At 59.4% G+C, this 24,743-nt stretch carries 20 protein-coding genes; 14 read left to right on the top strand and 6 right to left on the bottom strand.

Features of this window, described 5'->3' with window-relative positions:
- Nucleotides 1-119 precede the first annotated feature (119 nt).
- From GSVR_RS14565 to GSVR_RS14595, 7 genes are all read left to right on the top strand, one after another.
- Entirely contained in the window at nt 120-491 is a 372-nt protein-coding gene (locus GSVR_RS14565) for an Hpt domain-containing protein (RefSeq protein WP_173201617.1), read from the top strand.
- Nucleotides 492-513: 22 nt separating this feature from the next.
- Complete coding sequence (locus tag GSVR_RS14570; RefSeq protein ID WP_173201616.1) at nt 514-3,285, top strand: response regulator; 2,772 nt, start codon at nt 514-516, stop codon at nt 3,283-3,285.
- Nucleotides 3,275-3,679 carry a response regulator gene (locus GSVR_RS14575; RefSeq protein ID WP_173201615.1) on the top strand — a complete coding sequence of 135 codons (405 nt, stop codon included), beginning with the start codon at nt 3,275-3,277 and terminating at the stop codon, nt 3,677-3,679. The genes GSVR_RS14570 and GSVR_RS14575 overlap by 11 nt, the downstream gene beginning before the upstream one ends.
- 61 nt (nt 3,680-3,740) lie before the next feature.
- Nucleotides 3,741-5,387: a methyl-accepting chemotaxis protein gene (locus GSVR_RS14580; protein WP_173201614.1), complete on the top strand. Its 1,647-nt coding sequence runs from the start codon at nt 3,741-3,743 to the stop codon at nt 5,385-5,387.
- Nucleotides 5,388-5,404: 17 nt separating this feature from the next.
- Complete coding sequence (locus tag GSVR_RS14585) at nt 5,405-5,908, top strand: chemotaxis protein CheW (protein WP_173201613.1); 504 nt, start codon at nt 5,405-5,407, stop codon at nt 5,906-5,908.
- 89 nt (nt 5,909-5,997) lie between these two features.
- Nucleotides 5,998-6,153 (top strand): hypothetical protein, encoded by a 156-nt coding sequence (locus GSVR_RS14590; RefSeq protein ID WP_173201612.1) that lies wholly within the window; start codon nt 5,998-6,000, stop codon nt 6,151-6,153.
- A gap of 121 nt (nt 6,154-6,274) precedes the next feature.
- A complete protein-coding gene (locus GSVR_RS14595) occupies nt 6,275-8,956 on the top strand; it encodes a hybrid sensor histidine kinase/response regulator (protein WP_173201611.1) in 2,682 nt (893 codons plus the stop codon).
- 105 nt (nt 8,957-9,061) lie between these two features.
- Here the strand turns inward: GSVR_RS14595 and GSVR_RS14600 are convergent, their stop codons facing one another.
- A complete protein-coding gene (locus tag GSVR_RS14600; protein ID WP_173201610.1) occupies nt 9,062-9,727 on the bottom strand; it encodes a Bax inhibitor-1/YccA family protein in 666 nt (221 codons plus the stop codon).
- A 117-nt stretch (nt 9,728-9,844) separates the two neighbouring features.
- Nucleotides 9,845-10,708, bottom strand: coding sequence for an NAD(P)-dependent oxidoreductase (locus GSVR_RS14605; RefSeq protein WP_173201609.1), 864 nt, complete (start codon nt 10,706-10,708; stop codon nt 9,845-9,847).
- A gap of 320 nt (nt 10,709-11,028) precedes the next feature.
- Here GSVR_RS14605 and GSVR_RS14610 point away from each other — a divergent pair, with 320 nt between their 5' ends.
- From GSVR_RS14610 to GSVR_RS14625, 4 genes are all read left to right on the top strand, one after another.
- Nucleotides 11,029-13,689, top strand: coding sequence for a valine--tRNA ligase (locus tag GSVR_RS14610; RefSeq protein ID WP_173201608.1), 2,661 nt, complete (start codon nt 11,029-11,031; stop codon nt 13,687-13,689).
- 164 nt (nt 13,690-13,853) lie between these two features.
- Nucleotides 13,854-14,711: an NAD(+)/NADH kinase gene (locus GSVR_RS14615; RefSeq protein WP_173201681.1), complete on the top strand. Its 858-nt coding sequence runs from the start codon at nt 13,854-13,856 to the stop codon at nt 14,709-14,711.
- Between the two features lie 254 nt (nt 14,712-14,965).
- Nucleotides 14,966-16,633: a DNA repair protein RecN gene (gene recN, locus GSVR_RS14620; RefSeq protein ID WP_173201607.1), complete on the top strand. Its 1,668-nt coding sequence runs from the start codon at nt 14,966-14,968 to the stop codon at nt 16,631-16,633.
- A 356-nt stretch (nt 16,634-16,989) separates the two neighbouring features.
- Nucleotides 16,990-17,937, top strand: a complete 948-nt coding sequence (locus GSVR_RS14625; RefSeq protein ID WP_173201606.1) for a DUF523 and DUF1722 domain-containing protein — start codon at nt 16,990-16,992, stop codon at nt 17,935-17,937.
- Between the two features lie 32 nt (nt 17,938-17,969).
- Here the strand turns inward: GSVR_RS14625 and GSVR_RS14630 are convergent, their stop codons facing one another.
- Together GSVR_RS14630 and GSVR_RS14635 are read right to left on the bottom strand one after the other, a co-directional pair.
- Nucleotides 17,970-18,737, bottom strand: coding sequence for a slipin family protein (locus tag GSVR_RS14630; RefSeq protein ID WP_173201605.1), 768 nt, complete (start codon nt 18,735-18,737; stop codon nt 17,970-17,972).
- A 90-nt stretch (nt 18,738-18,827) separates the two neighbouring features.
- A complete protein-coding gene (locus GSVR_RS14635) occupies nt 18,828-20,108 on the bottom strand; it encodes a nodulation protein NfeD (protein WP_173201604.1) in 1,281 nt (426 codons plus the stop codon).
- A gap of 318 nt (nt 20,109-20,426) precedes the next feature.
- On the opposite strand from GSVR_RS14635, the gene GSVR_RS14640 reads away from it, so the two are divergent.
- On the top strand, nt 20,427-21,095 hold the full coding sequence (locus tag GSVR_RS14640) for an SOS response-associated peptidase (RefSeq protein ID WP_203978683.1): 669 nt from the start codon (nt 20,427-20,429) through the stop codon (nt 21,093-21,095).
- Nucleotides 21,096-21,178: 83 nt separating this feature from the next.
- Here the strand turns inward: GSVR_RS14640 and GSVR_RS14645 are convergent, their stop codons facing one another.
- Nucleotides 21,179-21,379, bottom strand: a complete 201-nt coding sequence (locus GSVR_RS14645) for a cold-shock protein (protein WP_173201602.1) — start codon at nt 21,377-21,379, stop codon at nt 21,179-21,181.
- A gap of 108 nt (nt 21,380-21,487) precedes the next feature.
- On the bottom strand, nt 21,488-22,135 hold the full coding sequence (locus tag GSVR_RS14650; RefSeq protein ID WP_173201601.1) for a hypothetical protein: 648 nt from the start codon (nt 22,133-22,135) through the stop codon (nt 21,488-21,490).
- Nucleotides 22,136-22,529: 394 nt separating this feature from the next.
- Between GSVR_RS14650 and GSVR_RS14655 the strand changes: the two genes are divergently transcribed.
- Entirely contained in the window at nt 22,530-23,201 is a 672-nt protein-coding gene (locus GSVR_RS14655; protein WP_173201600.1) for a metallophosphoesterase, read from the top strand.
- 1 nt (nt 23,202) lies between these two features.
- Nucleotides 23,203-24,621, top strand: coding sequence for an ATP-grasp domain-containing protein (locus GSVR_RS14660; RefSeq protein WP_173201599.1), 1,419 nt, complete (start codon nt 23,203-23,205; stop codon nt 24,619-24,621).
- The last annotated feature ends 122 nt before the right edge of the window (nt 24,622-24,743 follow it).

The following is a 24,743-nucleotide window of genomic DNA, read 5'->3' on the forward strand; positions in this document are numbered from 1 at the left end:
CGTAGTTATTGTAGTTTCCCGTCCCAATGGAAAAACCAGCCAGCGCTCGTTGAGGTTCGGGCAGGCCGACGGCAAGTCGGCTGTGGCTCCGACCGAGTGCTGGCAAAGGGGCGGAATGTATGGAAAGTCGAGACCATGTTGAGGTGGATACACAATCATTCGACAGAACAGTGCTGATCAGGCGCCTGCTGGGTGATGAGGAGTTCGCACACATGATCGTCAGAACCTTTCTGGACGACATGCCGAACAAGATCGCCGCTCTGCGCGTCTGCCTGAAAACGGCCGATGCACACGCAGTGAGGCTTCAGGCACACACCATCAGGGGAGCGGCGGGCAACTGCGCCGCTGAGCGACTGCGTGAAACGGCTTGCGCCATGGATGTAGCGGCCGGCACGGGCGATCTGGAAACGGTGCTGACACTCCTGCCGGAACTGGAGCAACGGCTCCAGGAGACATCCACTGCAATGAAGCAGGCCTTTCCCCATGCCTGAGGCATAAGGACGAGAGACGCCGATGACGCTCAACCGCAAGAAAGTCATTATTGCGACGGCATGCCTGTCCGTCCTGATCGGGCTGTGGTCCTACCTGTCTCTCGAATTCACCCGCCATCGACAGTTGGCGGCCACAAATGCCGAGACCAATGCATCAAACCTGGCCAGGGCCTTTGAGGAACATGTGCTGGGGACGGTCAGGCACATCGACAGCCTGATGCTGCAACTGCGGGATGAGTACCTGCAGGACCCGGGGCATTTCCCGGAACGACTGCAGCACTACCGCCGGCACGGGCTCCCCGAACCGGTCACCCATGTCAGCATAATCGACCGGCGAGGCAGGTTGGCGTTCAGCGACAAAGGGGCGCCCCCTGCACCGATCGACCTCAGCGACCGGGAACATTTCCTGGTGCACCGGAACAGCGACAACGATCGCCTCTTCATCAGCAAGCCGGTTATAGGCAGGTTGTACAGGCAGTGGAGCATCCAGTTTACCCGCCCCATCCTGGCCAGGGACGGATCCTTCGACGGCGTTATCGTCATATCACTTGACCCGGAGTACTTCTCGAATTTTTTCAGGTCCGTCAATATCGGCGAACAGGGTGTCATTTCGCTGATCGGCATGGACGGAGTCATACGCGCCCGGGCCTCGGGAACTCAAAGCAAGGTCGAGCCCAAGGGCTTTACGCTGCCGGCGCATCGGCCGTTCCTTGATCCCAGAAATCCCGATACCGGTCTCTTCCGGGCCACGAGCGCCATTGACGGAACGCCCCGCACCTGGGCCTACCGGCGTCTGAAATTCTATCCCCTCGTGGTGCATGTGGCCCTGGCCGATGAGGAAGTGTATGCCGCCTGCAGAACGCGCGAACGGAACCTCACCATTGCCGGCCTGCTGGTCTCCGCTGCCCTGCTGGGGTGCACCTGGCTGCTGATATGCTCGGAAAACCGCCATGAGATCACGATCAGCAGACTCTCCGAGGAACTCCGCAAGCGGAAAAAGGCCAAAGCAACCATACGGGATGGCCGCCGGCAACTGGCTACGCTGATCGAAGCGCTGCCCGACGTGGTTTTCTTCAAGGACAGTGAGAGCTGCTGGCAAGTGGCCAACAGCGTTGCCCTGCGACTGTTCCGTCTCCAGGGGCTGCCGTGGCAAGAAAAAAACGAGCGGGAGCTCATGCAGATCCAGCCCGCCATGCCCACAGGCTTTCAGGGAAGCATCGAAAGCGACTCGCTCGTGTGGCGTGCTGGCGGTCCGGTACGGTTCGAGGTGCATGTCCCGGACGAAAACGGCATCGAGCGCTGCTTCGACGTGATCAAGGTGCCCTTGTTCGAGGCGGACGGACAACGTAAGGGCTTGCTGGTGGTGGGACGCGACGTCAGCGACTGGAAGGAGGCCGAGGAACGGCTGCTGAATTACGCCCGGGAACTGAGGGCAAAAAATGCCGCCCTGGATGTGGCATTGATCCGGGCCGAGGATGCAACCCGCGCCAAGGGGGAATTTCTTGCCACCGTGAGCCATGAGATCCGCACCCCCCTGAACGGCGTGATCGGCATGACCAATCTCCTCCTGCTGACCGAGCTTGCCCCTGAACAGCGCCGCTATGTGGAACTGCTCGGCCTGAGCGGAAAAAACCTGTTGGGGCTGATTTACGACATCCTGGATTTTTCGAAGATCGAGGCCGGGAAAGTGGAGCTGGAAATACTTGATTTCGACCTGCTCGACTCCCTTTCCCTTGCCATGGAACTCATCAGGCAGCAGGCCTGCGAAAAAGGGCTGGAGCTGGGCCTGGACATAGCACTCGATGTCCCGCTGCAACTGCGCGGCGATGCCGGCCGTCTGCGGCAGATAGTCCTGAACCTGCTGGGCAATGCCGTCAAATTCACCCCTTCTGGTTCGGTGAAGCTGCAGGTTGTTCGGGAAAACGAGACGGAACGGGAGGTGACGCTGCGTTTTCTGGCCAGCGACACCGGCATCGGTATAGCGGAGGACCAGTTGGGGCTGCTTTTCGAACCATTCACCCAGGTGGATGCCTCTTCCACCCGCAGCCATGGCGGAACCGGCCTGGGGCTTGCCATCTGCCGGCGCCTGGTGGGCCTGCTGGGGGGGGACATCGGCGTGCGAAGTACCGTGAGTGCCGGATCCACCTTCCACTTCAGCGCCATCTTCGAGAAGCAGCAGCATGCTTCCGCAGCATGCCCGTTACCCGTCAGGGGGAGCAGAATGCCGGAGAACCGGCCCGCCCAGGGGGTGCGTATCCTGGTGGTCGATGACGATGACATCAGCCGCATGTATGCCGTAGGGATTCTCGACAGACTCGGCTGCCGGACCGAGGCGGTGTCCAACGGCAGAGAAGCGTTGTCTGCGCTCGAGTCGGACTCCTACGATCTCGTTCTGATGGATTGCCGGATGCCGGAGATGGACGGATTCCAGGCTACCGCAGCAATCCGGGACCGGAGTTCCGCTGTCCGCGATCATGATATCCCCATCATCGCCCTGACCGCCAATGTCAGGAGCGAGGATCAGGTGAGGTGCCTGGAAGCCGGTATGAATGCCCACCTGGCAAAGCCCTTTGACGGCGAGCAGTTGGCGACGATTCTGGACGAATGGCTCTCCGGGCCGGGCGCAGCCAGTCCCGGAGGTCAGTCCCCCTTCGCCGGTGAGGTGCGGCATGAAGATTCACCAAGGGGCTTGCCTAAGATATCGGCTGCCTTCGGCGGCCTGCGTCTGTCTGAAAACGAAGGGCCGCGGGTCGCCATCCCCTTCCCCGCTTATTCCGAGGAGCATGATGCCTGATCACTACAAACGCATGAAGTCACATTTGAGCATACTGGGGGTTGACGACGAGATCGGCATCCTGGCTCTGCTGCGGCAGATATTCACCGATCAGGGCTGGACGTTCACCGAGGCCGCTTCAGCCGCCGATGCCCTTGAAATAATGAAGTGCGGCGCCCGGTTCGACGTCGTTATCTCGGACTTCCGCATGCCGAAAATGGACGGTGTCGATTTCCTTTACGAGGCACGCTTCCTTCAGCCGGCAACGCTGCGCATTCTCCTGGCCGGCCAGACGCCGGACCGCAACCTTGCCGAGGCCTTCAGGTCGGGCACCATCAACTTCCTTGTTCCGAAACCATGGGATAACGATCAGTTGCTTGCCCTGGTGGAAGCCTGGAGCGATCTCAACCGCTGAAAGACCGTCTGGACAAAATACAACCGCATCAAGCAATCCAAACCAAGAAAAGGAATGCCGTATGAACTTCAGCATCAAGACCAAGATCATGATCATCCTGCTGGTAGGGTCCGTTTCCGTCACAATCGCCGGTGTCCTCGGACTTGTGGGAATGAAGGGCAGCAACAAGGAGATCGAAACCATCTACAAGGAGAACCTGACCAACATCACGCAGATCAGCGAGATCATGGGATTGATGAGCGACAATCGCATCCAGCTGTTGCTGGCGCTCCAGCATGATCCCCGCAACCCGCAGATACTCAAGATGCACGATCATGAGCTGACCTTCCATACCGACAAGGTCATGAAGAACATCGAGCAGATCGGCACCATCTGGAACGAATATCTACAGGCGCCGCTGGATCCGGATGAAAAAACGCAGGCCAACGACTTTGCCGAGAAACGGGGCCGTTTCGTCAAGGAGGGGCTGCTGCCGACCCGCGAGGCGCTCCTGGCAGGAAACTTCGAAGAGGCCATCTCTCTGACCCTGACCAGGATCAACCCGCTCTTCGGCCCAGCCAACGAGGTAGTACAAAAGATTTACGAGCACGAAAAACAGCAGGCAAGAAAAGCGCATGAGGACGCGGTCAAACATTATCATACCACCCTGATCCTGGTCATCGGTGCCATTACCGCCTCGCTGTTGGTGTCGGTCATGCTGGGCGTCATGATCGTGCGTTCCATCTCCGGCGCCGCCTCTTCCCTCATCCGGGCCAGCAACGCCATGGCCAACGGAGATCTGTCACAACGCGTCAGACTCGAAACAAAGGACGAACTGGGCACCATCGGGGCATCCTTCGATGCCATGGCGGAATCGTTCTCCCAGGCCATTCAGCGGGTGGCGGAAAGCGCCTCCCAGGTGGCGGCCGCTGCCACGCAGGTGAACACGACCGCCGAACAGATCGCCGCCGGGGCCGAGCGGGTCGCCTCCCAGGCCGCCACCGTCGCCACTGCCGGAGAGGAGATGTCAGCCACCTCCGGCGATATCGCCCAGAATTGCCAAATGGCGGCCGAGGGGGCGCAGCGCGCGTCCCACTCCGCCCACAACGGCGCTGCAGTGGTCGAAACCACCATCGCCGTCATGGGACAGATTGCCGAAAAGGTACAGGAATCCGCCAGGACCGTGGAGAGCCTGGGGGCGCGCAGCGATCAGATCGGCGCCATTATCGGCACTATCGAGGACATTGCCGATCAGACCAACCTGCTGGCGCTGAACGCAGCCATCGAGGCGGCCCGGGCCGGTGAGCAGGGGCGCGGTTTCGCCGTGGTGGCCGACGAAGTGCGCGCCCTGGCGGAGCGCACCACCCGCGCCACCCGCGAGATAGGGGAGATGATCAAGGCGATCCAGTCCGAAACCAGAGGGGCGGTGACCGCCATGGAGCAGGGTGTCCGCCAGGTCGAGGCCGGCACCACGGAAGCCTCCAAGTCTGGCCACGCCCTGAACGACATCCTGGATCAGATCAGCGCCGTATCCATGCAGGTCAATCAGATCGCTACCGCTGCCGAAGAGCAGACCGCCACCACCAGCGAGATTTCCAGCAACATGCTGCAGATCACCCATGTGGTGCAGGAAACCGCCAACGGTGCACACGAGTCGGCCCGGGCGGCTTCGCTGCTGAACGGCAATGCCGAAGAGCTGCAGCGGTTGGTACGTCGGTTCAAACTGTAGGTAGCTGGGAGGAGATCATGTCTACAAACGCGCTGGTAACACGTGACGATGCCGCCGGGGAAAATGAACTGATCCAACTGGTCAGCTTCATGCTGGCGAACGAAGAATACGGCGTCGAGGTGCTCAAGGTACGCGAGATCATCCGCCTGCCGACCATCACCAAGATGCCTAACATGCCGCCGCACATGGAGGGGATCATAAACTTGCGCGGCAAGGTGATTCCGATCATCTCCATGCGCAAACGCTTCGGCCTGTACGACTCGGACAGCAGCGACCGGAACCGGATCATCATCATGGATGTGGCTGGAGGCTTGACCGGATTCATCGTCGATGCCGTCTCCGAAGTGATCCGCATCCAGGGTAGTGACATCAATCAACCGCCGCCGGCCGTGATTTCGGGAGGGGTGGGACAGGAATTCATCACCGGTGTCCTGAACCACGGCGAGCGCCTGTTGATCATCATGGATGTCAATCGCATGTTCTCCGAGGAGGAACGTGAGGACTTCGCCAGAATGGCGTAATTTCCCGTTGAGGGAGAGAAGTAAACTGCCATATCAATCCCCCGGACAGGAATTGACCGGACCGGACGACGAAGACTCGCAACTGCAGGGTGCGGACAACTCCTTCCCTGTACAGCCACCGGGGCAACCAGCAGCTCAAGACCAATGTGCGGCAGCTCCAGGATGCCAAGTCCATTCTCGTGGAAGCGGCGCTGCCGGCTGCCGGACGGGCCGGCACACAAGAAATCGAGCAGTTAGCAGTTTAACATCTTAATGAATTATGATATTGATTCAGACGGTACATGCACCTGCGCGCCGGAGCAACTGCCTCCCCTCTCCCCATTCGGCCGAGAATGCTGAAATTCTTATGTGAGGTCCACCAATCCCATGGCTCAATCGCCGTCGCCACATCGTCTGATATCGGGCCGGGCCTTTTTCATCAGGCTGTTGGCAAGTGTCCTGCTGGTCAACCTCTTCGTCGCCGGGCTGGCGGTTTTTTCCCTGGTCCGCAGCCGACAGCAGTATGAGGAGCGCGTTGCCATTCAGACCCAGAACCTGGCCCAGTCGCTCAACCTGACCATCACCGGCATGATCGACAATGCCGGCCTGGCGGTCTTTACGGTGAAAAGGGAGGCGGAACGGCAGCTCAAAAACGGCGGCATCGACATCGCTTTCCTGAATGCCTTTATCCTCGAGCACAAGGCACGCATTCCCGAGCTCGACGGCTTGCGGGTCACCAACGCCCAAGGCGATATCATCTGCGGTGATCGGGTCGAACCCGGAAAACCGGTCAACTTCTCCGACCGCGAGGTTTTCATCAGGCTGAAGGCCGATCCAAAAGCCGGACTGGCCATAGGCCCTCCGGTTCATGGTCGCCTCACCAGACATTGGGTCTTCCACATCGCCCAGCGCATCCACAATCAGGATGGCTCCTTTGCCGGCATCGTCTTTGGAGCCATTTCAGTGGAGTATCTGTCGCAACTCTTCTCCACCTTCGACTCCGGCAGGCAGGGCGCTCTTACCCTGCGTAACGGTGATCTGTCCGTGATCGTACGCTACCCGGACATCCCCGGCAAAAGCAGCATCGGCAGCAACGTGGTGTCGCGGGAGCTGCGCCAACTGGTCAGGGAAGGTAGGACGTCGGGCTCCTACAAGACACCCGGCAGCATCGACTCGATTGAACGCACCTTTTCGTTCAACCGGCTCTCCAAATACCCTCTTTATGTCACTGCTGGGCTGGCCACCAACGAATACCTGGCACCCTGGCATGCGGAAGCACGACAGATGGCTTGGCTGGTAGGAATCTTTTCCTGCGGTTTCCTGCTATTCAGCTGGCTGATATACCGCGTCCGGAAGCGCGAGAAGGCGGTGGAGGCCGAAATCACCCGGCACCGCGATTACCTCGAGGAAAAGGTGCGGCTGCGCACCTCGGCGCTGGAAGCCAACAACATCCGGCTGGCGGAAGAGATTGAGCTGCGGAAGCGGGTAGAAGACGATCTCAGAAAAGCGGCCGTGATCATGAACAAACTGTCTGATGCCGTGTGCTGGATCTCCCGGGAGGGCACGTATGTCTACGTCAATGATGCCGCCTGCTCCATGCACGGCTACAGCCGCGACGAGATGCTCTCCATGTCGGTCTGGGACATCGCCTGTCACTTTCCCGCCGAAAGCTGGCCTGGCCATTGGGAACAGTTGAAGAATGAGGGCAGCCTTCATTTCGAGACCCTAAACAGGGCCAGGGATGGCCGTGAATTTCCGGTTGAGGTGGCTGCCAATCATCTCGATATCGACGGCATCGAGTATAACTGCGGCATAATTCGGGACATTTCCGACCGCAAACAGGCGGAGGCAGAAAAACAGGAACTGCTGGAGCAGTTGGGACAGTCGCAGAAAATCGAATCAATCGGTCGCCTGGCCGGCGGCATTGCCCACGATTTCAACAATCTGCTGACCCCTATTCTGGGCTATAGCGAGCTGTTGAAAAACGATATTCCGATCACTGATCCGGGGCGTGGGAAAATCGAACTGATCCTTCAGGCAGCCGATAAAGCCAGGATCCTGACCCAGCAACTGCTGAGCTTCGGGCGCAAACAGATCCTGGAGATGAAAATAGTGGACATGAACGAGGTGGTGACCAATTTCCACGAGATCCTGCGCAGGACCATTCGCGAGAGCATTGACATCCGTCTGCACCTGACCGGGCAGGCCTGCGGCATCAAAGCCGACCGAAACCAGCTCGAGCAGGTCATCTTGAACCTGGCGATCAATGCCCAGGATGCGATCAGCGACAGGGGCGTCATCACTATCGAAACCGCCCAGGTACGGCTGGACCAAGAATATGCCCGGCAGCACGCCGGCGTTGTACCGGGCGAGTACCTGATGCTGGCCGTCACCGACAACGGCAGCGGCATGAACCGGGAAATACGCGCCCAGATCTTTGAGCCGTTTTTCACCACAAAGGAAGTCGGAAAGGGTTCAGGGCTGGGACTGGCAACGGTCTACGGACTGGTCAAGCAGCATGAGGGACACATATGGGTGTACAGCGAACTCGGCACGGGCACCGTTTTCAAGATCTACTTCCCGATTGTCGGCGGCAGGCCGGCCAATGGACTCCTCTCGCGTGCGGAATCTGCGGTGTTGTCGTCGGGTGCCGGCACGATCCTGCTGGTGGAAGACAATGAAATGGTCAGGAACCTGACCACTGACCTGCTGGACAAGTGCGGGTACCAGGTGATTGTGGCCGATGGTCCGGAATCTGCCCTCACGGCCAGCGTTGGGAGAACGGTGGACCTGCTGCTGACGGATGTGGTCATGCCCGGCATGAACGGACCTGAACTGCATCAAAAGCTGCTGGAGGGGCACTGCGAACTGAAGGTCCTGTATATGTCCGGCTACACCAACAACGTCATCGTGCATCATGGCGTTCTGGAAGAAGGCATCAACTTCATACAGAAGCCGTTTTCACTGCACGATCTGGCTTTGAAAATCGACACGATCCTGAATGGCCACCGTTGCGGGGGGCCGGCCGATGAACCATCCTGCCCCGAAGTCTGCGGCAGTCCGGACTGAGTCACGCTTACATCCGTACTATCCGGCAGGAATTCTTGCCCAATAAAAAGAAAGGCCGTCTCCGGAGAGGCGGCCTTTCTTTTTTCTGTTGCTGCCGGGTTCTGCTCAGTCTCTCCTGGTGCCGAAGAGCTGGAGGATCATCAGGAACATGTTCACGAAATTCAGGTAGAGCGAGAGCGCTCCCGCCACGGCCGCTCCCCCCTGCACCCCCTTGAGCCTCTGGGTGTCGTAGGCGGTCAGGCCGATGAAGACGATCAGGCCGACGCCGCTGGCCACGAACTGGAGCATGTTAGAGTGCAGGAATATGTTGACCACGGAGGCGATCACGAGGCCGATCAGCCCCATGAAGCAGAACGAACCTAGCGACGTCAGGTCCCGCTTGGTTGCAATGCCGTACAGGCTCATTACTCCGAAGGTACCGGCCGTTGAGAAGAAGGCGGAAGAGATCGACTGCCCCGTGTAGAGGAGAAAGATCCCTGAAAGCGTCACGCCGTTCAGGGCCGAGTACACCAGGAATAGTGGTGCCGCCTTGGCGGTCCCCAAGCGGGCTGCAAAGCCGCTGATGCCCACTACCAGGGCCAATTCAGCGATGACTGCTCCGAAAAAAACCAACCGGTTGCCGTAGACCATCCTGAACAGCTCCGGCGAGCTTACCACCGCCACGGACACCAGCGCCGTAAGGCATAAACCTGTCGCCATCCAGCCGTACACGGCCCCGATCGTGTTGCTCCGTGCTACCGCTATTGTGCGTGGATATGATGGTGTTCCCATATTCCCTATCTCCTTTTACGTAGTTTCCTCTCAATCTAATGCCGGTCACCCCAAAAATCAATGCTGCCGGTGCCTCGGAAGCAAAAAAGACCGCGGGTATGGGCGATTCCCGCACGCTTATTTCCTGACGGTCCGGCCAACAGCCGCGAAATCCAGGTCGCCCCACCCTTCGGCCAAAGCGGCCTTGAACAGCTCGTTGATCGCGGCAGTTGCAAATAGCGGCTGTCCCACGCTTTCCGCCAACTGCAGGGCCAGGCGGAGGTCCTTCTGCATATGCTTGAGCGGAAACGCGACCGGGAACTCTCCGTTGGCAGCTATCTGCGGTCCTTTCAGCCGGAACATCGGATTTGAGACAGCACCGGAGTCCAGGACATCAAGCAGTTGCGCCTCATCCAGTCCGCTTTTCGAGGCCAGGGCCATGCCTTCGCACAACGCGGTCAGCATCCCTGCCATGACCAGGTTGTTGGCCAGCTTCATCCTGGCCGCACTCCCCGTTTCACCCACGAACATGATTTTCCGACCCATTTTTTCCAGGGCCGGCAGCACCGTATCGTACAGCTCCCGGTCTCCCGCTGCCATGATGGTGAGGGTGGCCTCCTCGGCCGGTTTCCTGCTGCCGGCCACCGGAGCTTCCAGGAAAAGCGCCCCTTTCTGTTGGGCAAGGTCGGCAGATTCCCGCGAGGTTTCCGCATCCACGGTGGACATGTCCACCAAGCCCTTTCCGGAAGCAAGACCGGCGATGATCCCGTCCGAGCCGTCCCGCACGGAGCGAACCGCATCCGGGTTTGCCATCATGGCGATCACGACATCCGAGGACTCAGCCGCCGCCCGGGGAGAGTCGGCTATCACCGCCCCCTGTTGAGCAAGCTCTCGGCACTTCTCGGCCGAACGGTTCCAGACCGTTACCCTGTACGATCCCTTCAGCAAATTTGCCGCCATGGCGCTGCCCATAATGCCCAATCCGACGAATCCGATATTCATACACTCCTCCTTACAGTGGTGTTTCTCTATTCTGGAATTTCTTTCACATTGTCACTGATGCGGATGCGAGACTGCTAAAGATAAGTTTACCTCTCCACACATACCTGCACTTCGGCGACTATACGCAAAAGTGAACTTCCTGCAATTAAATTCATCATGAGTGATATTCTTATACTTGTTGCTCCGCACCCAAAGCCAGAGGCTGCCGCAGTGCGATCCATTTTCGATTACTCCCATCAAACCGGGAAGGTTGCATTATCCCCCTGTTTTTTTTATAGTGTCACATTCATTCCAACCGCAGAAAAGGCACGCATACGACTATGACCAAGGAACTCGCCAAGGGCTACGAGCCCCATGACGTTGAAAAACGCTGGTACGCCGAATGGGAAGGCAAAGGCTACTTCCACGCCGCCGACACCTCCGACAAAAAGCCCTACTCGATCGTCATCCCTCCCCCCAACGTCACCGGCGCCCTGCACATGGGGCATGCCCTCAACAATACTTTGCAGGACATCCTCTGCCGCTGGAAGCGGATGCAGGGCTACAACGTGCTGTGGATGCCGGGCACCGATCATGCCGGCATCGCCACCCAGAACGTGGTGGAACGCCAATTGGCAGCTCAAGGCAAGGACCGCCACGACCTGGGACGCGAAGCCTTTATCGAGCGGGTCTGGCAGTGGAAGGCCGAGTCGGGTGGGCAGATCATCGGCCAGCTGAAGCGCCTGGGCGCCTCCTGCGACTGGGAACGCGAGCGCTTCACCATGGATGAAGGGCTTTCCAAGGCGGTCCGCACCGTGTTCGTCAAACTGTACGAAGAAGGACTGATCTACCGCGATAACCGCCTGATCAACTGGTGCCCGCGCTGCCACACCGCCCTGTCGGACATCGAGGTCGAGCACGAGGACCACAAGGGGCACCTGTGGCATATCCGCTACCCGGTGGCCGGACAGCCGGGCGCATACGTGGTGGTCGCCACCACCCGGCCGGAAACCATGCTGGGTGATACCGCCGTGGCGGTGCATCCGGAGGACGAGCGCTACCAGGCCCTGATCGGCACAACCGTGATCCTGCCGCTGGTCAACCGCGAGATCCCGGTGGTGGCCGATGAGTATGTGGACCGCGAGTTCGGCACCGGCGTGGTCAAGATCACCCCGGCCCACGATTTCAACGACTTCGAAGTAGGACTGCGCCACGGCCTGGACAAGATCAACGTGTTCGACGAGTCGGGCATCATCAACGCCGCCGGCCGGCAGTACGAGGGCATGGACCGCTTCGAAGCCCGGAAGCGGATCGTGGCCGAACTGGAACAGGCTGGACTGCTGGAAAAGATCGACGACCACCCCATGTCGGTGGGGGGCTGCTACCGCTGCAAAACCGTGGTGGAGCCCTACCTGTCGCTGCAGTGGTACGTCAAAGTCGGGCCGCTGGCCGAGCAGGCCCTGGCCGCGGTCAAGGACGGCCGCACCCGCATCGTGCCCAAGCAGTGGGAAAATACTTATTACGACTGGATGGAGAACATCCGCGACTGGTGCATCTCGCGCCAGATCTGGTGGGGCCACCGCATCCCGGCCTGGTTCTGCGACCACTGCGACGGCGTCACCGTTGCCATGGAAACGCCGACGAAATGCTCGAAGTGCGGCAGCGACGAGATCCGCCAGGAAACCGATGTGCTGGACACCTGGTTCTCTTCGGCCCTGTGGCCCTTCTCCACCATGGGCTGGCCGGACAAGACCGACCTGCTGAAGACCTTCTACCCCACCTCCTGTCTGGTGACCGGCTTCGACATCCTCTTCTTCTGGGTGGCCCGCATGATGATGATGGGGCTGCACTTCATGGATGAGGTACCGTTCCGGGATGTCTACATCCATGCCCTGGTACGTGATGCCCAGGGGCAGAAGATGTCCAAGTCCAAGGGCAACGTGATCGACCCGCTGACCGTGATCGACCAGTACGGCACCGATGCCTTCCGCTTCACCCTGGCCGCCTTTGCCGCCCAGGGGCGCGACATCAAGCTGGCCGAGGAACGCATCGCCGGCTACCGCAACTTCTGCAACAAGGTCTGGAACGCGGCCCGCTTCACGTTGATGAACCTGGAGGGCTTTGATCCCGATTCCGTAACCTTCGAGGAACTGAGCTTCTCGCCGGGCGACAAGTGGATCCTGCACCGCCTGAATGAAACCGCCCGGGTGTTGGACGAAACCCTGACGAGCTACCGCTACAACGAGAGCGCCATGGCGCTCTACCAGTTCACCTGGAGCGAGTTCTGCGACTGGTACCTGGAGCTGTCCAAGCAGGACCTCTACAACGGCACCCCCGAGCGCAAGCGTACCGCCCAATACGTGCTCTGGCACACCCTGGAGCACCTGCTGCGGCTGCTGCACCCCTTCATGCCCTTCATCACCGAGGAGATCTGGCAGGCCCTGCCGGGCACCAAGTCAGTTCCGACCATCATGCAGGCCCCTTACCCCGTCCCGCTGGAGACTAGGAACTTCCCCGAGGCAGCGGCCGAGATGGAGCGCGTCATGGCGGTCATCAACGGCATCCGCAACATCCGCGGCGAGATGGAAGTGCCTCCCTCCAAGGAGATCGCAGTGATCCTCTCCTGCACCGGCGAAGATAGCCTGCGCCTGCTGGAGCACAACCAGGGCGCCATCAAGGCCCTGGCCCGCGTCTCGGACCTGACGACCGGTGTCGGCCTCGACAAACCGGAGGATGCCTCGATCCAGGTGGCGGGAGACGTGCAGATCTTCGTGCCGCTCAAAGGGCTGGTCAACGTGGAGGAGGAGGAAAAGCGCCTGCTGAAGGAGATCGGCAAGATCGAGAAAGAAATCGAGATGTTCTCCAAAAAGCTGTCCAACCCCAGCTTCGTGGATCGCGCACCGGCCGATGTGGTGGCCAAGGAGCGCGAAAAACTAGCCGAAGTGACCGGCAAGAAACAGGTGCTGGAAGAGAGCCTTGTAAAAATCAGGAGCCTGCGGTAACAGCTTAAAGGCATGTGCCACAGAGGGCACAGAGTTCACAGAGAAAATCAGGTTGGTATACTTCTCTTCACCGGCGCGGACTTAAATTGTTTTTTTGTTGTGATTCCTCTGTGTTCTCTGTGGCGGACTTTTTTCAGGATAATTCGAATCGGGATTGAACCATGATCCAGTACGTCGCCATATTTGCCAAAGTGCACGACCCCCGCTGCCAGAAGGTGGCCAGCGAGCTGATCGCCTGGCTGGAGCAGAAGGGCTGTACCCCCCTGGTGGACCCGCACCTGACCGCCAGCCTCGGCTATCCGCGCGAGCTTTCCGAAGAGGAAATCCGCGACCAGGCTGAGATGGTGGTGGTGCTGGGGGGCGATGGCACGCTGATCTCGGTGGCCCGGCTCTTCAGCGGCCGGGATGTCCCCATCCTGGGTGTCAACCTGGGCAGCCTTGGATTCCTGACCGAAATCACGCTGGAGGAGCTCTATCCGCGCCTGGAGCGCTGTCTCAAGGGGGACCCGCGCGTCTCGGATCGGATGATGCTGGAGGTGACGGTCTACCGCGACGGCAAGCAGATCGAAAAGAACAACGTGCTGAACGACATGGTCATCAACAAGGGGGCATTGGCCCGCATCGTAGACCTGGAAACCAAGATCAACCGGCACATCCTGACCACCTACAAGGCCGATGGTCTGATCATCTCCACCCCCACCGGCTCCACCGGTTATTCCCTCTCTGCCGGCGGCCCCATCATACACCCGCAGATGAACTGCATCGCCATCACCCCGATCTGCCCCCACACCCTGACCAACCGACCGATCGTGGTGCCGGACGAGTCGATCATCTCGGTCACCGTGACCTCGTCCCACGATGAAAAGGTCTACCTGACCCTGGACGGCCAGGTCGGTTTCAAGCTACAGCAGGGGGACTCGATCGAGGTGCGTCGGGCACTCAAGACCACCGCTCTGATCATGTCCCGCAGCCGCGACTATTTCGAGGTACTAAGGACCAAGCTGAAGTGGGGAGAGCGGTAAGAGTTCTGCCGCAGAGACGCGGAGACACTAAAAACACATGCCACAAGACACAGAGCATGGAGAAACACCGGGAAAGAGAAAGATATGGCACACGGAAAAAGCGGAAACGGCGGAAACACAGAATATAACTGAACCGCCTTGATCCGTTTCTACCGCCTTTTCCGTGTTCTATGTTTGATTTTTCTGTGTTGTCTGCGATCTCTGTGGCAGACGTGAAATCCGCGTCAGATTGATCATACAAGTAAGGAACAGATATGCTGACCGACCTGCACATCAGGAACATTGCCATCATCGACCAGCTGCAGCTCTCGTTCAAGCCGGGCCTGACCATGCTGACCGGCGAGACCGGGGCGGGCAAGTCGATCATCATCGACGCAGTTGGTCTGATCATGGGGGGACGCGCCTCCAGCGACCTGATCCGTTCCGGCGAAGAAGAGGCAGTGGTTGAGGCGCTGTTCGACATCGCGGACCGGCCGGAGCTGAAGGAGTTTCTGAGCGAATCCGGCTTCGAATGCGACGGTGAGCTACTGGTCAAGCGTGCCATTTCCCGTTCCGGCAAGAACCGGATTTTCATCAACGGCGCCATGGCGACCCTGGCACTGTTGACCGACCTCTCCCGCCAATTGATCAACATCTACGGCCAGCACGAATCCCAGACCCTGCTCAGACCGGAAAACCAGCTGCTGCTGCTGGACGCCTTTGCCGGCTGCCAGACGCTACGCAGCGAATTTTCGGTGCTGCACGGACAGTTGCAGGCGGTGCGGCAGCGCCTGGAACACCTGGACGAGCAGGAGCGCGAGGCGGAGCGCCGGCTGGACCTGCTCTCCTTCCAATCGGCAGAGATCGCCGAAGCCCGGCTTCAGCCGGGCGAGGATGCGGAGTTGGAGGAGCAACGCCGGGTGCTGGCCCATGCGGAGAAGCTGGGTAACACCAGCGCCGAGGCCTTTGAGCGGCTCTACGACGGAGACGGCGCCATCCTGGGGCAGTTACGGCGGATCTCGGCCTCGGTGGCCGAAATTGCATCCATCGACCATGGTCTGTCCGAGCTGGCAGCCGGCCTGGAGGGGACCTACCTGCAGCTTGAGGATGCCGCCATCTCCCTGCGGGATTACGCTTCGCGCATCGAAACGGATCCTGCCGCGCTGCGCAGTGTCGACGATCGTCTCGACCAGGTCGGCCGTCTCAAGAAGAAGTACGGGGTCACGATCGAAGAGATATTGGCCTTCAAACAGCAGATCGACCAGGAACTGGAGGGATTGCGGGGGCGCGAACAGGACCGGCTGCACCTGGAACAGGAGTCCGAGCGGCTGACAACCGAACTGGGCTCCCTGGGGAGCAACTTGACGAAGCGCCGGGCTGAAGCGGCAGCCGCCCTGAAAACTGCTCTGGAGGCCGAGGCGCACCAACTGGCCATGAAGAACGCCGTTATCGAGGCGGCTCTGTTGCCGCTGCCCGAACCGCGCGCCACCGGCTGCGAACGGGTCGAGTTTCTCTTTTCCCCCAACCCGGGCGAAACGCCGCGCCCACTGGCCAAGATCGCCTCGGGTGGCGAGCTGTCGCGCCTGATGCTGGCCATCAAGCAGGTGCTGCCCGAGGGGGATGTACCCAGCCTGGTGTTCGACGAGGTCGATACCGGTATCGGCGGCGCCGTCTCGGAACTGGTGGGGGCCAAGCTGAAGAATGTGGCTGCCCGTCAGCAGGTGCTCTGCATCACCCATCTGCCGCAGGTGGCGGCATTCGCCGACCAGCACCTGCGGGTCGAGAAGCGGATCGAAAACGGCAGGACCTCCACGTCGGTTACCATGCTGGATACCGTCGCGCGCACGGAGGAGATCGCCCGCATGCTGGGAGGGACCACCATCACCGACACCACCCGCCGGCACGCCGACGAGATGCTCGCCGCGGCGGCCGCCAGAACCTAGCGGCTCAGATCCTCCATTCTGCCTCTACAAAAGCCATTCGGCCACAGAGACACAGGGTCCGGCGTGAATCCGTGAGGCTTTCCAGCCTCCACTCGCTACCCGTGCCTCTGCTCTCGCATTTCCGCCATAAAGCCCGTTCGGGCGAAGATGAAGCGCCACTGGCGGTATGAAGCGGAACTGGCGACGATCGAGCCCCGGCATGACGTTCGCTGCGGCTTCCAAGTCTCACGGATTCAGGTACGGCAGAGCACAAAATGTGTTCCCGCACAAAATGGGTGATTCAGGTTAAGGGTACTTTTCTCTGTGACCCCTGTGGCTAATCGCCCTTCTGAGATTTACACAGGCAGGAGAGCATCATGACCGAACCGATTGCGATAGGCGTCAGTTCCTGTTTGTTGGGCGAAAAGGTCCGATATAACGGGGAACACAAGCTCGACCGCTACATCACCGAGACCCTGGGACGGTTCTTCAGCCTGGTGCCGGTCTGCCCGGAGGTCGGCTGCGGACTGCCAATTCCCCGCGAGCCCATGCGGCTGGAGGGAGACCCATCCGCACCCCGCCTGATGACCATCTCCACCCGCATCGATCTGACCGACCGGATGACCGCCTTTTGCGAAACGAAACTGAAGGAGCTGGAACAGGCCGACCTGTGCGGCTTCATCTTCAAAGAGGGCTCCCCCAGCTCGGGCCTACGGCGGGTCGGGGTGTATCGGGAGCAAAAGAGGATCGCACACGGAAGCGGGCTGTTCGCCGCCGCCTTTGTACGGCATTTTCCGCTCCTGCCGGTGGAGGAGGAGGGGCGCCTGAGCGATCCCGCAGTGCGGGAAAACTTCATCGAACGGGTCTTCTGCTGCCGCCGCTGGAAGAACTTTCTGCGGCAGGGGTGCGACCGGGGTGGGCTGGTGGAATTCCACGCCGACCACAAGCTGTTGCAGATGGCCCACAGCCCGCAGCTCTGCCGCGAGATGGGGGCCCTGGTCGGACAGCCGGGCGAACTGGAACACGGGGAGCTTTTCCGGCGTTACGAAACACTGCTGATGCGGGCCATGGCACTTCCGGCCACGGTCGGCAAGCACACCAACGTGCTGATGCACATCATGGGCTACTTCAAGCGGCAGCTGGCCGATCGGGAAAAAGCGGAGCTGCTGGTTGCCATCGAACAGTACCACCAGCTGACGGTGCCGCTGATCGTTCCGCTCACCCTGCTGAAGCACTACGCGCACACCTGCGGCCAGCAGTACCTCCAGCGGCAGGTCTACCTGAACCCGCACCCCACCGAACTGATGCTGCGCAATCACGCCTGACCCTTCCCCCGCCCCGCGGACTGTTCATGGGGTCACGCCTTCTCCCGCTGTTGCATGAACATCTTGATCAGGTCGATCGGCACCGGGAAGACCACGGTTGAATTCTTTTCGGAGGATATTTCGGTCAGGGTCTGCAAGTAGCGCAGCTGCAGGGCGGTCGGCTCCATGGCCAGAACGTTGGCCGCCTGGGCCAGTTTCTCCGAGGCTTGCAGTTCCCCTTCGGCATGGATCACCTTGGAGCGCCGCTCGCGTTCCGCCTCGGCCTGCCGGGCAATGGCACGCTGCATTTCCTGGGGCAGATCGATATTCTTGACCTCCACCGTGGCCACCTTGACTCCCCAGGGGCCGGTGTGCCGATCGAGAATCTCCTGCAACTCCTTGTTGATCTTTTCCCGGTTCGAAAGAAGCTCGTCCAGGTCCACCTGGCCGAGCACGCTCCGCAGAGTGGTTTGGGAGAGCTGGCTGGTGGCGTAGAGGTAATCCTCCACCTCCACGATCGCCCTCTGGGGCTCTATCACCCGGAAATAGATCACCGCCGACACCTTGACCGTAACGTTGTCATGGGTAATCACGTCCTGGGGGGGCACCTCGAAAGCCACCGTCCGCAGCGTCACCCGCACCAGCCGGTCCACCCCCGGAATGATGAAGAACAGCCCCGGTCCCCGCACTCCGGCCATGCGCCCCAGCCGGAACAGCACCCCCCGTTCGTATTCCGGCAGAATCCGCACTGCGCTGCTGACGAACATCACCGCCAGGCCGAACAGAAACAGGAGCGGTATGTAGTTGAAGATGTCGAACATGATGACCTCCTGCCAGGGAATTCCTCCGGATCAGTGAGACATCCACCCGGAATTACTACCGCACGTGAGCGTTCCGCTCCTCGGTCGCGATCACCGCTCCGGGAGCCTTTTCACCTTGAGCCGCATTCCCTCCACCCCCTCCACCGTGATCCGGCTGCCCGCATCGATCGCCTCGTCGCTCCAGGCATCCCAGTATTCGCCGGTCACGAAAACCTTTCCTCCTGCTCGCGCGATGCCGCTTTCGGCTGTTCCCGCCTGTCCGATCAGCCCTTCCCGGCCGGTGACCGGCTGCCGGCGATGAACGCGCAGCGCCTTGGTAATGACGACCACGAAAAATCCGGTCGTGGAAAGCACCGTTACTGCAATCACGCTCCAGGAGACACGCAGGAAGGGGGCTGACGACTCGAACAGCAGCAGTGAGCCGAGTATCATCGAAACCACCCCGCCTACGGTCAGCATACCGTGGGATACGACCTTGATCTCTGCCACCAGGAAAACCAGCGCCAGCAGGATCAGCAGAATGCCGGCATAGTTGACCGGCAGCGCCTGAAACGCGAAAAAGGCCAGGATCAGGCAGATCCCCCCCACCACCCCCGGCAGGATCGCCCCCGGATTGGACAGCTCGAAGAACAGCCCCATCATGCCCAGCATCATCAGGACATAGGCTATGTTGGGGTTGCTGATGGCACTCAGGATCCGCTCCGCGCTTCCCATCTCCGCCGTTACCACCTCTGCACCGGCCAGCCGCAGCACTGTATCCTGCGCTCCGCGCCTGAGGTGCCGTCCGTCCAATTGCTGCAGCAGATCCTTCCTGTCCCGCGCAATCAGGTCGATCACCTTTCCCGCCAGGGCCCGTTCGGCACTGACGGAAAGGCTGTCGCGCACCATCTGGCGCGCCAGGGCCTCATCCCGTCCCCGGGTGCGAGCAATTCCCTCTGCGTAGGCCACGGCGTCGTTAACCACCTTGGCCTCCATGGTTTTATCGCTCTTTTCTCCCAACGCCACGGGATGAGCTGCACCGATGGTGGTGCCGGGCGCCATGGCGGCAACATCCGCTGCCAGGGCGATAATCGCTCCGGCCGAGGCGGCCCTGGCTCCGGAAGGGGCCACATACACCACCACCGGGACCGGACTGGCCATGATGTCCCTGACCATCTCCCGCATGGCCGTATCGAGCCCCCCCGGGGTATCCATCTCGATCAGCACCAGCCGGTCATGCCGCCGGGCGGCCTCGTTCAGGTTGCGATGCAGGAAGTGGGCGGTTATGGGCGTGATCGGCGCACTGATCCCGAGCGCCCGTATCCCGGCACCGTCGGCCGGCGCCAGTGTTGCGAACGCAAACAACGCGATGCCCAAAACGATCAGACGCATGACAATCCCTCGATGGTGCTGCTGGTTACATTATACGGTATTTCCCGGGGGGCACAAAAACCTCCTCCGGTTGGGACCGGAACTCGAAGCGTGCGTCATCCCTCGTCCCCGGAAACCTGAAGTCCCCGGTTCATTTACATGCCGGAAAAATGCAGTACCATGGACATAGGATGCAGTACCCGCCGTAACCGTGGATTGCCGCTGTTGAACTGTGTTTCGCCGCAACCGGAGTTGCGGTTGCAGCCACTGCAGTGCATGATCGGGCGGAAACAAGACCGGGGAATGGGCCCGGATGGCCGGGTCCGGAAGGAACGTGAGGTGTGCGGACGATTCACTTCTTTCGTATCTCCTGAAACGCTTGCCGACAGATTCGGCGTGCCACTGCCGGAACCCGTCCCGCCGCGCTACAACATCGCTCCCACACAGCAGGTGCGGGTAGTTCGGAACGGCGATGGCGGCCGACAGCTCGCGGATGTGCGTTGGGGGCGGCTGCCCTCCTGGCCCAACGATCTGGACATCGACAGCGAAGCTGTCAGCACACGGGCGGAAGCATTGCCGGCACTGGCGGCTGATCGCGACTTTCCACGGGCCCCCTGCCTGGTCCCTGCCAGCGGTTTTTTTGCCTGGAAGCATGCAGGCGGCACATGCCAGCCATGGTACGTCACCCGCAAGGACGGCGCTCCGATCGGGTTGGCCGGTGTGATCGGCGACTGGACAACACCGGGCGGGACCTGCATCGAGACCTGCACCATCGTCACCACGGGCGCCGGCGATCTCGTCCGGCAGCTGTGCGAGCGGATGCCGGCCATCATTGCACCTGACCGTTTTGACGAATGGCTTGCCGCGCCTCTGCCCCTCCCCTCCGCCATGCTGCCGTTGCTGAATCATCTGCCGGCCGGCCAGCTGTGGTCCTACCCGGTCAATCCGGTTGTCAACCGTCCGGCCCATGATGCAGCCGACTGTATCGAGCCTGCGCATCGCACATGAAACGTCAGTCATGCTATGGAATTTCAACAAAAAAAGGGCTCCGGATTTCCGGAGCCCTTGTTCTGGCCGTTTGACCTTGCGGGTCAGGCGCTTTTCTTGACGTTGGCGGCCTGCAATCCCTTCGGCCCTTTGACCACGTCAAAGGTGACCCGCTCGCCCTCTGTCAGAGTCTTGAAACCTTCTCCCGAGATTGCGGAGAAGTGGCAAAACACATCCTCTCCCCCCTCCTGCTCAAGAAACCCAAACCCTTTGCTGTCATTAAACCATTTGACCGTGCCGTTCATGTGACGTGTTCTCCCGGTGTTTTGAATTACCCATGTTAAAACATGAATTAAAAACTACTCTAGCAGCTAAAAAGGCTTTGTCAAGCCGCAGTAAAAAAACATGGCCCCTTACTGATAGGTGACCTCCAGCAGCGGAGCGAACTGTGGGCGGGCGGCCCCGGTCGTATCGTTGATTTCGATCTCCCCCGGTACGCCGGAATCAGACAGAATGCGGAGCTGAAAGTCCAGCAGGTTCAGCCGCTGTGCTTCCGTCATCAAGGGGGTCACATCAACGGTTACCGCCTGGTTGAGGTCACCCTGGAAAATATCGATTACGATGCTGGCCAGCGCCGGCTGGATGGTTCGACTGAAATCAGAGGCCACCAGGGTCGGCGGCTGGAACGCCACCAGATCGATGCGGATCGGAATGGAGCCGGCAAACTGCTGCGGCTGAAGGCTGCTGACGAAGAAATCGAGGCGTGAGGATATGATCCGGGCACCACCGGGCACCCCCCCCGCGCCGCTGAGAGGAAAATCGAGAAAGGCTCTGAATTCCGCCCCAGTTGCCGGATTTATCCCGGCAAACACACTCTGGGTATTGCCCTGGGTGATGGTCAGGTCGCCGGTAACGGCATCCTGCCTGATATCGCCGTCAAAAGCGGGGTCACTCAGAATCTGGGTAACGATAGTGGGAGGGGCACCGCCGCCGTCATCGCCACAGCCGGCCAGACTGATCATCAGGAACAGCAGCATCACGACAACCACGGCTCTCTTCATATCGGCCTCCTGAAACCGGTGAGATATCTATCACATGCCTAAAGGGTATCAAAATCGGGAATAAAAACCAGCAACGCGCATACCATATCGGACATACAAGTAGTGTAAAAATGTCTCAAAGGTAGTCGGACTATTTGACATAAACTTTTATAAATTTTTCAAGAACAACAAATTGGTCTGACTCTTCAGCAAGTTGCAGTTTGGTATGCTTTTTGATGAATATATCAGCGAATATATTCATTGTTTTTAACAAATTAAATAGTGCATGTAACAACTAGGAGCCAATCTTATTAGACGTATAGAAATAAAGTAGCATTTATGTAAGACATAAATGCCAATTCATACGGGAACAAAAAGCAAATCGCGTATCAGACATACGCATCAAGGTCATCAGATGAAATTAGCATTGATATCGGACATACACTCCAATCTCCATTACCTGGAAAAGATCCTTGCGGCGATCGGGCGGGAAGGAGTGGACGAAATCTACTGCCTGGGAGACCTGATCGGCTACTATGATCGTCCCCACGACGTGCTGCAGTGCTGCCTGGCGAACGATATCAAGGCGGTCCGCGGGAACCACGAACATTATCTCATTGGCTCCATAGGCTATGCTCCCGAAAAGGAAGACCTGTACCGGATCAGGGAACAGCGAGAGGAGCTTGACGGGGAAGACATGGAGTTTCTGAAGGGGCTGCCGGATTTCATGGTAGTGACGCTGATGGGTAAAACCCTCTACCTGACCCATTCCCTGCCGGGCAACTGTGTCGGCTACCTCAGGGATGTCGGCCAATTGGATACCGGTTTCCTGGCCGGATACGACTATTTCTGCTTCGGCCACACCCACAGGCCGCTCATCAATTATCACTTCGGATGCTGCCTCCTGAACCCCGGCTCGGTCGGTCAGCCTCGGGATTATTCCAGGAAGCCATCCTACATCATAGTGGATCTGGAGAAGGACAGCGTCACGCTGGTCAAGGTCGAAGTGGACTATAAAGCTTACAGCACCATTCTCAGAGAGAGGGGGTACAACGATTTAACACTCCATGCATTGGAAAGGAACTGACATGAAAAAGATCAATATATTGGTGACAGGCATTGGTGGCGGCGGTGTTGGGGAACAGGTACTGAAGGCTCTCAGGCTCGCCAAGAACCCGGACTACACCATAATAGGCACAGACATCACCGAATACTCCGCCGGGCACAGGTTCGTGGACATCTTCTGCAAAGTGCCGTCGGTATCTGATCCTTCTTATCGTGAGGTTTTTTTCAGCCTCGTAAACAAGTACAAAATCGATTTTGTCTTCCATGGTTCCGAGCCGGAATTGCAGTTTCTCTCCCAGAACCGCCAGGCGCTCCGCGAAGAGGGGGTCTATTGCTACATCAATTCCGCCGACCTTATCAGCCTGTGCTCCAACAAGGTCGAAACCTACGAAAAATTGCAGTCGTTCGGATTCAACGTACCGAGATTCATGAAGATAGATCGCCTGAGAGACCTGGACGAAATAGACTTCTACCCGATCGTCCTGAAGCCCTACGTCGGGTCCGGCGGCTCATCGAACGTATTCATCGCACTGGACCGCAAGGAAGCGCGTCTGCTGGGAAGCTACATGCTCAAATCGGGAATCAGGATCGTGGCGCAGGAATACCTGTCGACCCACGAAAACGAGTACACGATCGGCATAAGCTCGGATGAGCTGGGCAACGTCCTCGGAAGCATCGTGATCAAGAAGATGATCGGGAATGCCATGTCGACGCGGCTGAAGGTCAAAAGCAATGATTCGCTCTACGTGATCTCCTCCGGATTTTCCCAGGGGGAAGTGTGTCACATGGCTGACCTGCAGAAACAGGCCGAGAACATGGCCCTGGCACTGAAGTCGAAGGGGCCGCTGAATGTTCAGGGAAGGGTGGTCGACGGCCAGCTGATGCTGATGGAAATCAACCCCAGAACCTCGGGCACCACCTCTTTGCGAGCCATGGCCGGCTACAATGAACCGGACATGGTCATCAAGTATTACGCCAACAATGAAAAGTGGGATACGAACTACGAAGACATGGTCATTTTAAGAGGCCTGGAGGAGTACGCCCACAAGGGATGGCAACTGGCGGTCCAGCCTTTTGCCGGCATGGACGCCACCATCGGGATTGATCCGCTGATCGCCGGCCTTGCGCCGGATATGGTTCAGCCCTCGCCGCTGCCCCTGGAAACGGCAGTCAGAATCGACCCGATCATTGCCAACGTTCTGGAGCCGGCAACCGTCAGAGTGGATCCGATTCTCGCCACTCCCCTGGAAACATCGGTTGCCGTTACCGCCCTTGATACGGTGCTTGCCACGACCCTGGAGACGTCTTCCGTGGGGATCGACACGGCGCTGGCCGCGACCATGGAACCGGCTGCTGCCGGAATGGAGCCGATTCTCGCAATCGGGTCCACTGCAAACCGGACGGACCTTGCAGTCCTGGAGCGGATGCCGGTCGAAAACTGACCGAGGCAGAAAACAAGGACGCAAAAAGGCCCGGAAGATACTCTTCCGGGCCTTGATGTTCTGGTGGTACTTTCACGGCGCTTTTTTCTTATCCGTCGGTCTCAACCCGGGCAGTCGTCCCT

This window comes from Geobacter sp. SVR (genome assembly GCF_016865365.1).
Classification (GTDB): Bacteria; Desulfobacterota; Desulfuromonadia; order Geobacterales; family Pseudopelobacteraceae; genus Pelotalea.